This is a genomic window from Nitrobacter sp., from assembly GCF_047149785.1.
Taxonomy (GTDB): Bacteria; Pseudomonadota; Alphaproteobacteria; order Rhizobiales; family Xanthobacteraceae; genus Nitrobacter.
The window spans coordinates 446,064-458,494 of the sequence record NZ_BAAGBE010000001.1 but is presented as its reverse complement, the minus strand read 5'-3'; the positions used below and the strand labels follow the sequence as shown (position 1 = coordinate 458,494).

The 12,431-nt window shown below is 63.6% G+C and carries 12 protein-coding genes and 1 tRNA gene; 8 read left to right on the top strand and 5 right to left on the bottom strand.

What is annotated here, in order from left to right; genetic code table 11:
- Positions 1-18: 18 nt before the first annotated feature.
- A complete protein-coding gene (locus ACMDCM_RS02065; protein WP_412774634.1) occupies positions 19-525 on the bottom strand; it encodes a YHS domain-containing (seleno)protein in 507 nt (168 codons plus the stop codon).
- 113 nt (positions 526-638) lie between these two features.
- Here ACMDCM_RS02065 and ACMDCM_RS02060 point away from each other — a divergent pair, with 113 nt between their 5' ends.
- The 4 genes from ACMDCM_RS02060 (at position 639) to ACMDCM_RS02045 (ending at position 3,658) form a co-directional block, all read left to right on the top strand.
- On the top strand, positions 639-1,268 hold the full coding sequence (locus tag ACMDCM_RS02060) for a DUF1134 domain-containing protein (protein WP_412772014.1): 630 nt from the start codon (positions 639-641) through the stop codon (positions 1,266-1,268).
- Between the two features lie 255 nt (positions 1,269-1,523).
- Positions 1,524-2,789, top strand: coding sequence for a coiled-coil domain-containing protein (locus ACMDCM_RS02055; RefSeq protein ID WP_412772013.1), 1,266 nt, complete (start codon positions 1,524-1,526; stop codon positions 2,787-2,789).
- Between the two features lie 60 nt (positions 2,790-2,849).
- A complete protein-coding gene (locus ACMDCM_RS02050) occupies positions 2,850-3,368 on the top strand; it encodes an AAA family ATPase (protein ID WP_412772012.1) in 519 nt (172 codons plus the stop codon).
- Positions 3,369-3,583: 215 nt separating this feature from the next.
- Positions 3,584-3,658 (top strand) — tRNA-Val (locus tag ACMDCM_RS02045).
- Between the two features lie 68 nt (positions 3,659-3,726).
- Here the strand turns inward: ACMDCM_RS02045 and ACMDCM_RS02040 are convergent.
- The 3 genes from ACMDCM_RS02040 to ACMDCM_RS02030 all read right to left on the bottom strand — a co-directional run bounded on the left by ACMDCM_RS02040 (position 3,727) and on the right by ACMDCM_RS02030 (position 6,422).
- A complete protein-coding gene (locus ACMDCM_RS02040) occupies positions 3,727-3,984 on the bottom strand; it encodes a hypothetical protein (RefSeq protein ID WP_412772011.1) in 258 nt (85 codons plus the stop codon).
- Positions 3,985-4,062: 78 nt separating this feature from the next.
- Complete coding sequence (locus ACMDCM_RS02035; protein WP_412772010.1) at positions 4,063-4,758, bottom strand: metallophosphoesterase; 696 nt, start codon at positions 4,756-4,758, stop codon at positions 4,063-4,065.
- A 116-nt stretch (positions 4,759-4,874) separates the two neighbouring features.
- Positions 4,875-6,422: an acetolactate synthase large subunit gene (locus tag ACMDCM_RS02030; protein ID WP_412772009.1), complete on the bottom strand. Its 1,548-nt coding sequence runs from the start codon at positions 6,420-6,422 to the stop codon at positions 4,875-4,877.
- A gap of 236 nt (positions 6,423-6,658) precedes the next feature.
- On the opposite strand from ACMDCM_RS02030, the gene ACMDCM_RS02025 reads away from it, so the two are divergent.
- The gene (locus ACMDCM_RS02025) at positions 6,659-7,222 is read left to right on the top strand and encodes a L,D-transpeptidase (RefSeq protein WP_412772008.1); all 564 of its coding nucleotides are present in this window, start codon (positions 6,659-6,661) and stop codon (positions 7,220-7,222) included.
- A gap of 88 nt (positions 7,223-7,310) precedes the next feature.
- Positions 7,311-8,114, top strand: coding sequence for a DUF2927 domain-containing protein (locus tag ACMDCM_RS02020; RefSeq protein WP_412772007.1), 804 nt, complete (start codon positions 7,311-7,313; stop codon positions 8,112-8,114).
- A 112-nt stretch (positions 8,115-8,226) separates the two neighbouring features.
- Here the strand turns inward: ACMDCM_RS02020 and ACMDCM_RS02015 are convergent, their stop codons facing one another.
- A complete protein-coding gene (locus tag ACMDCM_RS02015; RefSeq protein ID WP_412772006.1) occupies positions 8,227-9,423 on the bottom strand; it encodes an isovaleryl-CoA dehydrogenase in 1,197 nt (398 codons plus the stop codon).
- Positions 9,424-9,845: 422 nt separating this feature from the next.
- On the opposite strand from ACMDCM_RS02015, the gene ACMDCM_RS02010 reads away from it, so the two are divergent.
- Together ACMDCM_RS02010 and ACMDCM_RS02005 are read left to right on the top strand one after the other, a co-directional pair.
- The gene (locus ACMDCM_RS02010; RefSeq protein WP_412772005.1) at positions 9,846-11,315 is read left to right on the top strand and encodes a YcjX family GTP-binding protein; all 1,470 of its coding nucleotides are present in this window, start codon (positions 9,846-9,848) and stop codon (positions 11,313-11,315) included.
- Positions 11,312-12,364, top strand: coding sequence for a YcjF family protein (locus ACMDCM_RS02005; RefSeq protein ID WP_412772004.1), 1,053 nt, complete (start codon positions 11,312-11,314; stop codon positions 12,362-12,364). The genes ACMDCM_RS02010 and ACMDCM_RS02005 overlap by 4 nt, the downstream gene beginning before the upstream one ends.
- Positions 12,365-12,431 lie beyond the last annotated feature (67 nt).

The window sequence follows — 12,431 nt, the reverse complement described above, 5'->3', positions numbered from 1 at the left end:
TTGCAAGCTGAACCGCCCCTACTGCGCCAGCGTTTCCTTCAACACGACCCAGCGACGCGTGGCGTCATGCAGATAACGCACCGGATCGGCTGCGAACGCCGCGCGACTGTCCTCATGGCCGAATAAATAAAGGCGCTGGCCGACAATCAGCCAGAGCCGGGCGGTTCCGGCGAAAGTCACGCCCCGCGCGATGTCTACAGGATCATAGCCGCCGAAACGTGGACTATAGACGTCCGGATTGGCGACAAAAAACGCTCGATTGTCGGGATTGCTGAAGCGCCAGATGGCTCCGCCTTGCCACACCTCAAAGGCAGGGTCGCCCTGCACCGCGCGGGCGTCGGTAAAGAAAGCCACGGGATCGAACCCGCTGATCGCCAGACCTGTGTAGCGGTCGATCACGACCCGCTCGGAGGTGGCGGCCCTGGCCGCAAAGTCGACCCCGGAGCAGGCCAACCCGCACCCCAGCAAGGCAATCACGACTATTCCGAGGCGCAAGCCGTTTCCTTCCTGCCGCCGTGCCGTCATAGTTGGTGCGGATAACGTGCGAGTCGAGGGGACGATCGCTGCATCATACTGGCCGCCCGTCAGCATCGGGTTAAGGGCGCGGCCACAAGTTTCGCTATCTTGGGGGGATTTTCATGACCTTCATTCCGCGTCTTGCAGCGGTCGCGCTCGCTGGGGTGACGACGTTCTGGATCATTTCGGCCTCCGCCCAACAATCGGCGCCGCCATACGAAGCACCTCAGGGGCAGCAGCTGCCTCCGCCACAACGGCACGCCGGTCCCGGCAATTATTCGTCTGACGAATTGCTCAGATCCGGCACCCGCTTCTTCGGCAACGTCTCTCGCGGCCTCGCCTCGGTCATCGAGCGCGCCGTGAGCCAATGGGGCCTGCCGAACGGCTATATCCTGGGCGAGGAAGGCTCGGGCGCTTTCGTCGCCGGCCTGCGCTACGGCGAGGGCACCCTCTACACCAAGAATGCCGGTGACCTCAAAGTCTATTGGCAGGGCCCGTCGGTCGGTTTCGACTGGGGCGGCGACGGTGCCCGCACCATGACGCTGGTTTACAACCTGCCGGCGACGAACGCGATCTATCAGCGCTTCGCGGGCATCGACGGCTCCGCCTACATCGTCGGCGGCTTCGGGATGACGGCGCTGACCGCGAACAACATCGTGCTGGTGCCGATCCGCTCCGGCCTCGGACTACGACTCGGCGCCAGTATCGGCTACCTGAAATTCACGCCGCGGGCGACCTGGAACCCGTTCTGAACTCCCGACGGCTTCGCCCTCGTTTCCTGCGGACCGGATTCCACCTCGCTGGAAAATGCGCCACGAGGCGGGACGCTGGCGTTTTGCCGGCCGCTCGTGGCATGGTAGCCGAATCCTTATCCGGGCCAGAGCGGGATGAGGAAAAGTGTGGTGCGGTTTTCCGCCCGCATCCCGCTCAAACTATTAGAATCGATCACGTTCATGATTTTGGATCGATTCGATCCAAAATCATCGTGATCTAGTGGAGCGTTGCCCATGGTCGAGTCGATCATGTATCTGGCGATCGGTTTTCTGGTTTCGATGCTGTGCGGACTGATGATCATGCCGCTCGTGCACAACCGCGCCGTCCGCCTTACCATCAAGCGCCTCGAAGCGGAGACCCCGCTGTCGATGGCCGAAATCCAGGCCGATAAGGATCAGTTGCGGGCCGAATTCGCGATGTCGGCGCGGCGTCTGGAAATGAGCGTCGAACAGCTCAAGAGAAAGACCGCCAGCCAGTCCGCCGAACTGGGCAAAAAGGCCGACGCAATCAACCGGTTGAAGGTCGAACTCGGCGACAAGAACGCCGCGATATTCAAGCTCGAGGGGCACGAGCAGAAGGTCGGCGCGCATTTGCAGTCCACCGAACAGGAGCTTGCCGCAAAGGCCGAAACATTGCAGAGCGCCGAGCAGACCCTCGCCCAAAGCCAGGCCGAGCTCGGCCGGCTCCGCCAGGAACTGTCGGATCGCTCACTGACGGCGGAGAGCCGCCAGGCCGAACTGTTCGTGGTGCGCGCCCAGGTCGAGCGGCTGCAAAACCGCATCAACGATGTCGAAAAGGATTTCGCGGCCACGCAAGCGCTGCTGGAGCGGCAGCGCGGCGAAACGGCCGCCACCGCCCGGGAGCGCGACGACGCGCGCAACCACATTGAGAATTTGAGCCAGCGCATCGTCAAAATCGACAGCCAGCTCATCGACAAGGCCAAGGACGCGGAAAGGCTCGGCAACCGTGTCCGAGAGCTCGAAGGCCATCTCGCCGCCCAGACCAGAATGCTGGCCGAGCGTGAGCAGGAGAGCGGTCCGCTACGGAAGGCGAATGCGACCGCGCAACTCACCATCAGCGAATTGCGCGAGGAAATCGCGTCTCTAACCGGCGGCAAGTCTCCGCTCATCGATGGGCTGCGCAACGAAATGATCGCAGCCGAACGGGCGCTGCGCGCTGCTCACGACGAGCGGGCCAAACTTCAGCGCGATATCAATGTGATCCAGCAGCAGGCGAAATCCTCCGGTACGGCCGAACAGATGGAAAACGCGCTGTTGCGCGAGCGCATCAACGACATCGCCGCCGAGGTCGCCAGGCTGGCCATGACCATCGAGGGACCGGATTCCCCGATCAAGGCCATTTTGGCGGCTGACGCAGCGCCGGCCAGGACGGCGAAAGCCGCGAACGGCGCAGGCGGCAACGGCGCAATGCCCTCTGCCGGCTCTCTGGCCGACCGCATCCGGGCCTTGCAATCCCAGACCTCCCGCGGCGGGCGTTAATTCTAAAGGACCAGCCTGCGTGGTCACATTGCCGATCCGGCGGTCTTTATTGGATACGTTGTGTCTGTTTTGATCTCATTTTCAGGATTGCCAGGGGTCGGCAAAACGACTGTTGCCCGGGCCTTGGCGCAAGAAATCAGCGCAGTCTATATACGCGTGGACTCTATCGAGACAGCGCTGAAAGGCAGTAGCTTGCAAATCCATCCGGCCGAAGATGCTGGATACCTAGCAGCCGTCGCGGTTGCGAAAGACAATCTGACAATCGGCCTCGACGTTATTGCCGACACCGTGAATCCTGTCGAGCTTACGAGGAGGTGGTGGTCTGACGTGGCAGAGACCTGCAGTGCACAGTTGTTAAACGTGGAAATTGTGTGCTCAGACCAGGTTGAGCACAGACGGCGGATAGAGGCGCGTCGAAGCGATATCGTCGGTCTTGACCTGCCAGATTGGAAATGCGTTCAAAGCCGCGACTACGAAACGTGGGCCAGCCCTCGTTTAGTGCTGGATACCAGCGAATTGTCCAAGAACGATTGCGTCACGAAGATCGTTGAGAGCCTGGCCGAAGCGCCTAAACACTAACATCAGCTTCGGACTCGACGCGATTCCACGCGGAGAGTGCGGGTTTGTGCCGGTTTCAGGCCATGGCGTTTTCGAGCAAAGCGGGTGCCGGTCCGTATGAAGAAAACGCACGTCAAATCAAAATCTTAGAACCCGCTTCTGATTCCGTCAGAAGCGAAAAGGCTCTGGACATACACAATGTATTCTGTAAGAAACTCCGGCTGTTACAGCACTTAGGGCGCATAGCTCAGCGGGAGAGCGTTCCCTTCACACGGGAGAGGTCCAAGGTTCGATCCCTTGTGCGCCCACCATTTGCCTGGCAGCGGATCGCGGCCGCGGCGCCATTGTGATCCGGCCCGTCGTGGTTCGGCCTCGTCTCTCACAAAAGATGAGTTCGCGCGAACAGGGCCCGCAACGCGTCGGTGGCCTTGCGGCTGAGCATCGCATCGCCCGCGGCGGCTTCGAGCGCGGCGCGCGCCTCCTCGTGCAGAGCGCGAAACTCACCCCATTCGGCGGTGCTGAGGCGCGTGATGAAATCATAGGCCTGCCCCACCGTGGAGATAGCGACGGACTCGCCGTTCACCTTGATGCGGAACGTCGCCTGCAGTTTCGTGACCGAGTCCGAGACCTTGTCCATGCCACACGAAAGACCTGCGCCGCGCGTGGTCGTCAAGACAAACAATCAGGTATCCCACAAAACAAGCCGGGCACAATTTCAATCAATTGTTGCGGCGGGAACAGCCGGAGCCCGGCGCGGACCGTGAACGACGATGAAATCGACGGGTCCGCCGGGCAGTGCGTCGTCGAACACACCGGTCACGAGGCGACCGGTTCGCCATGACCGGGTGTCAAGATTGGTGCGGCCCTGGTACAACTCCGGCCCCTGAACGAACGAATTGTGTCCATGCACGACATGGCGGCCCTCGAAGCCCGCCGCATCGCCTTTGGGATAGCGCTTCCAGAGCAGCGTGGCCTCGAGCTGCGCTTCGAGCACGACGCCGGGATCGAGCCCGGCGTGAACATAGACCCTGTGCGCATCGACATGCATGAGCGGCCGTGCCTCCAGCCAGGCGATGTCCGCCTCCGGAATGACGAAAGGATCGCCGCCGTAGGATTCCAGAACCGCGTCGCCGCCGTGCTCCAGCCATCGCGTCATCTGTGCCGGATCGCGCCACGCGGCGACCATCATCGCATCGTGGTTTCCCTTGAGCGGAACGAAGGTCCAGCCGTCCGGCATTCCGCGCCGCAGCCTTGCGATAACCTTGCTGCTGTCCGGCCCCTTGTCGACATAATCGCCGAGCATCACCAACGTGCCGCCGTTGCCGGCGGCGTGGGCATGAATCCGGTGCAACGCCTCGCACAGCAGATCGAAGCGGCCATGAATGTCGGGAATGACATAGGTCAGACTCATCGGGGCTCTCGCACGTATAGCGCGTCCCTGTCGCGTTTATAGCGTTTTCAAGCGAAGTGGATACCGGTTCGCGTGAAGAAAACGGGCCGATCTTTACCGACGCGCTCCACAGCATCTCACATCCGTACCTCGATCAGGCGCGGTCCTTTCTCGGCCATCGCCTCCGCCAACGCCTTGTTGAAGTCGCCCGCCGTCGTCACGCTCCGGTTCGGCACGCCCATGCCCCTGGCAAGCGACACCCAGTCGAGGCTTGGGCGATCGAGGCTCAGCATGTCCATCGCGCGCTCGCCGGGCTCGCCGGCGCCGACGCCGTCGAACTCGCCGCGCAAGATCTGATACATGCGATTTGAGAAAACGACGGTGGTGACGTCGAGGCCCTCGCGCGCCTGCGTCCACAACGATTGCAGCGTGTACATCGCGCTGCCGTCGCCGACCAGGCAGATCACCTTGCGATCGGGACAGGCCACCGCCGCGCCGGTCGCTGCCGGCGTGGAAAAGCCGATCGAGCCGCCCATGTTCTGCAGCCAGTCATGGGGGGCAGCAGCGGCGGTCGGTGGAAAGAATCCGCGGCCCGTCGTGATCGATTCGTCGACGACGATTGCATTTTCCGGAATGGCCATCGCGATCGCCTGCGCGATGGAAGCGTGATCGAGTTGTCCGGTGGGCGCGACGAGTTCAGCCGGCTTCTGCGGCTTCATATCCGCTCGCCTCGCGCCTGCGGCGTCCGCCAGCGCTTCCAGCGCGGCCACCGAATTGTCGCCGCGCGCCGTCATGCGATGCACGCCGCAGCCCTCGGGCTTCAAGAGACTCGGCTTGTCCGGATAGGCGAAGAACGCGACGGGATCGTCGGCCTCGACCAGTATGATGGTCCTGAAAGGCTTCAGAACGCGCAATGCCTGCTCGACCACATAGGGAATCCGGTCGATGGAAAAGCGACCACGGCCCCGCGCCATCCGCGCGTTATAGGTCTGCGCCATCACCTTGCAGCCGGTCCTGCCCGCGATCATGCCGGCCAGCGCCAGTCCCCGCTCGCCCAGCGCGCCGCCTGTGAGCAGCATCAGAGTCTCTCGGCCGTTGCTGTGCAGGATTTTCGCCGCGGCATCGACCGCCGGCTGCGAATAGCCCGGTTCCTGCGAATTCTCGGGCACCGCGGCGATACCGTCCGCTTCGTTCCACGCAGTATCGGCGGGCAGGATCAGCGTCGCGATCTGCGGCGGCGAGTCTTTCGCAGCCGCGATCGCCGCCGCGCCGTCGCAGGCGACCGATTTCGAATCCGGCGAGGTACGGACCCATCCCGACATCGGCCGCGCCAGCCCCTCGATATCCGATGTCAGCGGCGCATTGTATGCGATGTGGTCAACCGCGTGCTGGCCGACGATGTTGACGATGCCGGAACCGGCCTTCCCGGCATTGTGAAGATTGGCGAGTCCATTGGCGAGACCGGGGCCGAGATGAAGCAGCGTACAGGCAGGCCTGCCCGTCATGCGGAAATAGCCGTCGGCCGCGCCGGTGGCCACGCCTTCGAACAGCCCGAGCACGCAACGCATGCCCTCCACCCGATCCAGCGCCGCGACAAAATGCATCTCGGAGGTGCCCGGATTGGCGAAGCAGACCTCGACGCCGCCCTTGACCAATGTCCGCACCAGGCTTTCGGCACCGTTCATCCCTGCGCTCCGCTCCGGCCTTTCGAACGAATCCGAGATCAACATCGTTCCAGCCGCGCGTCAAAGGTTTACCCGCGCATGGCATCAAGGCGACCCGCGGGGCGTCAGCCGGATGTCGGAAGGCTGATACCTTTTCGCAACGTTTGTAAGGGAAAACGCTCCTCCGGCGAGCGCGGCTTGCGAAACCGGACGAATTATGGCCTGTCTCGCACCAGATCGACTGATGCGAGGTCACCATGACGCGCGTTTTGATTCTTTTGATTGCCGCCGCCTTTGTTTTCCATGCCAAGTCCGCTTTCGCACAGATGGTCGATACGCGCGACATCATGGGTTTCGGCCCCAATTTTACCTCCGCCAGTCCGATCCAGCGAGAGGTCGTCTATTTTCAGAGCCGATATGCGCCGGGCACCATCGTGATCAGCACGAGAGAACGGCGGCTCTATCTCGTTCTCCCCAACGGCCAGGCGCTGCGATACGGCATCGGCGTCGGTCGCGACGGCTTCCGTTGGGGCGGCGTCCACCGCATCAGCGCCAAGAAGGAATGGCCGAGCTGGACGCCGCCGGCGCAAATGCTGCGCAGGCGTCCCGATCTGCCGAGGTTCATGAAAGGCGGCATCGACAATCCGCTCGGCGCGCGCGCGCTGTATCTCGGCTCGACGCTCTATCGCATCCACGGCTCCAACGAACCGGAGACGATCGGTCACGCGGTTTCCTCCGGCTGCTTCCGCATGACGAACGAAGACGTGAAGGACCTTTATGATCGCGTGTCGGTCGGCACCATGGTCGTGGTCCAGAACTAGACAGGCGCAGGCGGAGCGCCGACAGAGAATGCGGGCGCGAAGAAAACAGCTTCCGTGCCCGCGCGCCGGCTGAGGGAGGCGGACCGCGATGCATATCGCTTCGCTCAGGCTTGCGTCCGCCATCCTGATGGCAGCGCTCTGCGCGCGCATCGCCATGCAGCCCGCCAGCGCGGAGTTTGCGGGCGCCGCTGCGCGTCAACATGACGAGCGAAGGGCATTCACGGACAGAGAGATTCTCGACGGATTCTTCAAAACCGCGTTCGGCGCGGAGTACCATCTGGCCGGCCGGGTCGACCGCATCCGCAAGTACGACGGGCCGGTGCGCGTGTTCGCGGAGGGCCGCAATCGCACCGACCGCAAGGCGCAACTGGCGAAAGTTGTCGCCGACATCGCAAGGCGCGTTCGTCATCTGGACATTGCCATGGCGGACAGCGCCGATGCCGCCAACGTAACCGTCCGGCTGGTCCGCGACCGCGACCTCAATCGCACCATCTCCGCGCTCTACGGCGCCAGACGCGCGCGCGAGATTCACGCCTCGCTCGATCCTCAATGCCTGTCCGGCTTCCGCAAGAACGAGAGGTTCGAGATCGAGCATTCCGACGTGATCCTGACCGTCGACAACGGCGACTTCATTTTCCTCGACTGCGCCTACGAGGAACTGCTGCAATCGCTCGGCCCCATCAACGACACCAGCTCCGTGCCGTGGACCATGTTCAACGATGACGTCCAGATGGGCTTCTTCGACATCTACGACCAGTACATCCTCAACATCCTCTACGATCCGCGCATCAAGGCCGGCATGACCGTGCAGGAGACCAGGGCGGTGCTGCCGCAGGTCATGATCGACGTGCGGGCATGGGTTGCGAAGGTCAACGACCTGCCGCTGGAGTGAGGGGCTTTTTATCGCGAATCCCCCTTCATTCCGGAAGCCGCGTCAGCGGCTATCCGAAATGACGCAACACAACACCTGCTTCGGTGCTGGATTCCGGGTTTGCGACTGCGTCTCACCCCGGAATGACGGATCGCTCTGCGCTCTTCTCGAACAGCTCGCGGCCGATCAGCATGCGGCGAATTTCGCTGGTGCCGGCGCCGATTTCATAGAGCTTGGCGTCACGCAACAGACGTCCGGTCGGATAGTCGTTGATATAACCATTGCCGCCAAGCAACTGGATCGCGTCCAGCGCGCACTGCGTCGCCTTCTCCGCCGCATAGAGGATCGCCCCTGCCGCGTCCTCGCGCGTGGTCTCGCCGCGATCGCAAGCCTTCGCCACCGCATAGACGTAGGCGCGGCACGCATTCATGGTGACGTACATGTCGGCGACCTTGCCCTGCACGAACTGGAAACTTCCGATCGGCTGGCCGAACTGTTTGCGCTCGTGCACGTAGGGCATCACCACGTCCATGCAGGCCTGCATGATGCCGAGCGGTCCGGCGGCGAGCACGGCGCGCTCGTAATCGAGGCCGGACATCAGGACGCCGATGCCACCGTCGATCTTGCCGAGCACATTTTCCTCGGGCACCTCGCAATCCTCAAACACCAGTTCACAAGTGTCGGAGCCGCGCATGCCGAGCTTGTCGAGCTTCTGCGCAGTCGAAAATCCCTTGAAGCCCTTCTCAACGATGAAGGCGGTGATGCCACGCGCGCCCGCCGCGACGTCGGTCCTGGCGTAGACCACCAGCGTATCCGCGACGGGTCCGTTGGTGATCCACATCTTGCTGCCGTCGAGAATGTAGCGGTCGCCCTTCCTGTCGGCGCGGGTCTTCATTGACACGACGTCCGAACCGGCGCCGGTCTCGGACATCGCCAGCGCACCGACGTGTTCGCCGGACATCAGCTTCGGCAGGTATTTGCGCTTCTGCGCCTCGCTGCCATTGCGGCGCAATTGATTGATGCAGAGATTGGAATGCGCGCCATAGGACAATCCGACCGAAGCCGAACCGCGCGAGATTTCCTCCATGGCGATGCAATGCTCGAGATAGCCGAGACCGGCGCCGCCATAATCCTCTTCGACCGTGATGCCGTGCAGTCCGAGCGCACCCAGTCTGGGCCAGAGGTCGCGCGGGAACTGGTTGGTCCTGTCGATCTCGGCAGCGCGCGGCGCGATCTCGTTGGCGGAAAAGTCGCGAACCGTCTCGCGGACCGCGTCCGCGGTTTCGCCGAGGTCGAAATTGAAAGCGCCGAAAGCATTGGAAAGGGTCACGCGAGCTCTCCCGCAGGCGCGACCGCAGACTCGATCGCGTTTTATTTCTGGAAACCATGCCACGGCGAGACGGCGGAGAGAAGATCGCCTTGGCGCGCACGGCAGGCACGGCCGCGCCGACTGATCGTCGCTTCGGCCCCGATCATGTTAACCGCCGTTATGGGCTGCGGCATTCGCCGGACAGGCTTGCTTTCGGGCCCGACAACGTCATCAACTCTGGTCCATAGGAGGATTTCCAGTGTCATGCGCCAGCGGAAAGGCGCTAGAATGACTGCCGGTCCACGTCAACGAAATCTGAACACAAATGATGTATGGCTCGTTTCAACACCGAAACTTGATTTTCGACCGACAATCGCCACTTTCCGGTTGCGCAGGCACGATTTGCACGCCAATCCATACTCCGGGATCGACTTTGCATCGACATGGCTTCCAGCTTTTCCGATATCGTTGAAGAAGCGCGTCTGTCGGCCCGCGCGCTGCTGGATTACGGCGAGAACTTCTTCAACCCGACGGTCAGGCTCGGCGTAACGGGGCTGTCGCGCGCTGGCAAAACGGTGTTCATCACCGCGCTGGTGCATGGCCTGTCGCGTGGCGGCCGGTTTCCGGTTTTTGAATCGCTCGCCAGCGGTCGCATCGCGCGCGCGCAGCTCGCCCCGCAACCGGACGACGCGGTGCCGCGCTTCAATTACGAGCAGCACGTCCACACGCTGGTCACGGAACGGCGCTGGCCGAACTCGACGGTCGATATCAGCGAGTTGCGGCTCGTGATCGGCTATCAGCGGCAAAACGGCTCGGACCAGACGCTGACGCTGGACATCGTCGACTATCCCGGCGAATGGCTGCTCGACCTGCCGCTGCTCGACAAAAGCTACGAACAGTGGTCGGCGGAAAGCCTGGCGCTGTCGCGGCAGCAGCCGCGCGCGCGGCTCGCGGAGGAATGGCACGCGCATCTTGCAACGCTGCGGCCCTCGGCGCGCGAGGACGAGCAGGCGACGCTCGCCGCCGCGCGGCTGTTCACCGATTATCTCCGGGGCTGCCGGGACGAGCGTTTCGCCATGAGCCTGCTGCCGCCCGGCCGTTTCCTGATGCCGGGCAATCTCGCAGGCTCGCCCGCGCTCACCTTCGCGCCGCTCGATCTGCCCGCCGGGGGGATCGCGCCCGACGGATCGCTCTGGACGATGATGCGGCGGCGATATGAAGCCTACAAGGACCTCGTGGTCCGGCCGTTTTTCCGCGATCACTTCTCGCGGCTCGACCGCCAGGTCGTGCTGGTCGATACGCTCTCCGCCTTCAATGCCGGGCCGGAAGCATTGTACGACCTCGAAGCCGCGCTCGCCGGAATTCTGGATTGCTACCGCGTCGGCCGCTCGACGCTGCTGAGCACGCTGTTCCGGCCGCGGATCGACCGCATCCTGTTCGCCGCCACCAAGGCCGATCATCTGCACCACACCAGCCATGACCGGCTCGAGGCGATCCTGCGTCGCGTCGTCGAGCGCGCCGTCGCACGCGCCGAAGTCGCCGGCGCCGCCATCGATGTTGTCGCGCTTGCAGCCGTCCGCTCCACCCGCGAGGCGCAGGTGCGATGCGGTCGCGAGAACCTGCCGTCCATCCTCGGCACCCCCCTGGCCGGCGAATTCGCCAACGGGCAGACCTTCGACGGCAACACCGAGGTCGCGACATTTCCGGGCGACCTGCCGACCGATCTCAAGGATCTTTTCAGCGGGAACGGCGCGTTCCGCGGGCTATCCACGTCGGCGATGGACCAGGCCGATTTCCGCTTTCTGCGCTTTCGTCCGCCCCGCCTTCAGGGCAACGGAACGGGCGATCCCTCCCTGCCCCATATCCGCCTCGACCGGGCGCTTCAGTTTCTGATCGGAGACCGACTGCAATGAGTGAGCGTTCCGGCCTGCGCCGCCCCGTCACATTCAAGCTCGACGATCCGCTCGTTGTAGTCCTGGATCCTGAAGAAGCGGCGAGCCGGCCTGCGCGCGGCAGCATCAGCATTACGCCGGAAGCCGAGCCGGAGCCCGAGCCCGTCTTACTGCCCGAGGAAGAGGCGCCGGAGACACCTCCGGTTCCCGCGCGAAGGGGATTTCGCTGGGGCGTGCTGTTTTGGTCGTCGCTGGCCGGCTTCATCGCGCTCGGCACCGTGCTCGGCGCCGTCAACCTGATCCATGACCTGTTCGCACGCAGCGAGGGACTTGGCTTCCTCGGCTTGATGCTGGCGGCGCTGTTCGTGGTTGCATCGATCGTCATCGCGGCGCGCGAGATCGCCGCTCTCGCCCGTCTCGCCACCATCGAGAACCTGCATCGACGCGCGCTGGCCGCCATCGCCGCCGACGATCGCACCGGAGCGAAAACGGTCGTGCGCGATCTGGTGAAACTCGCCCACGACAATCCGCATCTTGCGCGGGCGCGGGCCGCGCTGCGGAGCCACGGCACCGACATCATCGACGGCGCCGATCTGGTGCGGCTCGCCGAGCGCGAACTGATGGCGCCGCTGGATCAGGAAGCCCGCCGGCTGGTGTCGGTGGCGGCGCGGCGCGTATCGATCGTGACCGCGGTCAGCCCGCGCGCCGTGGTGGATGTGCTGTTCGTTTTCGCAGCGGCGATGCGGCTGGTGCGGCAGCTTGCGCGGCTCTATGGCGGACGGCCCGGCACGCTCGGGATGATCCGCCTGATACGCCACGTCATTGCGCATCTCGCCATCACCGGCGGCATGGCCGCCAGCGACACGTTGATCCAGCAGATGCTCGGCCATGGCATCGCCGCGAAGCTGTCGACGCGCTTGGGCGAAGGCGTCCTCAACGGACTATTGACCGCGCGCCTCGGCCTTGCGGCAATCGACGTCACCCGCCCGATGCCGTTCACCGCGCTGCCGCGGCCCGCGCTCGGCGATCTCGTGAAAGACTTGTTGCGCAAGCGCGATAGCGACGACTGAACTGTCGCGCGACGGCGAGAGTCAGAAGACGATCCCTTAGAGCCTTTCCGCTTCTGATGGAATCAGA

What these genes read in the sequence shown, in the direction of transcription:
- ACMDCM_RS02065 (WP_412774634.1), bottom strand. Translation starts at nt 525, where the DNA reads ATGACGGCACGGCGGCAGGAAGGAAACGGCTTGCGCCTCGGAATAGTC.
- ACMDCM_RS02060 (WP_412772014.1), top strand. Translation starts at nt 639, where the DNA reads ATGACCTTCATTCCGCGTCTTGCAGCGGTCGCGCTCGCTGGGGTGACG.
- ACMDCM_RS02055 (WP_412772013.1), top strand. Translation starts at nt 1,524, where the DNA reads ATGGTCGAGTCGATCATGTATCTGGCGATCGGTTTTCTGGTTTCGATG.
- ACMDCM_RS02040 (WP_412772011.1), bottom strand. Translation starts at nt 3,984, where the DNA reads ATGGACAAGGTCTCGGACTCGGTCACGAAACTGCAGGCGACGTTCCGC.
- ACMDCM_RS02035 (WP_412772010.1), bottom strand. Translation starts at nt 4,758, where the DNA reads ATGAGTCTGACCTATGTCATTCCCGACATTCATGGCCGCTTCGATCTG.
- ACMDCM_RS02030 (WP_412772009.1), bottom strand. Translation starts at nt 6,422, where the DNA reads ATGAACGGTGCCGAAAGCCTGGTGCGGACATTGGTCAAGGGCGGCGTC.
- ACMDCM_RS02025 (WP_412772008.1), top strand. Translation starts at nt 6,659, where the DNA reads ATGACGCGCGTTTTGATTCTTTTGATTGCCGCCGCCTTTGTTTTCCAT.
- ACMDCM_RS02020 (WP_412772007.1), top strand. Translation starts at nt 7,311, where the DNA reads ATGCATATCGCTTCGCTCAGGCTTGCGTCCGCCATCCTGATGGCAGCG.
- ACMDCM_RS02010 (WP_412772005.1), top strand. Translation starts at nt 9,846, where the DNA reads ATGGCTTCCAGCTTTTCCGATATCGTTGAAGAAGCGCGTCTGTCGGCC.
- ACMDCM_RS02005 (WP_412772004.1), top strand. Translation starts at nt 11,312, where the DNA reads ATGAGTGAGCGTTCCGGCCTGCGCCGCCCCGTCACATTCAAGCTCGAC.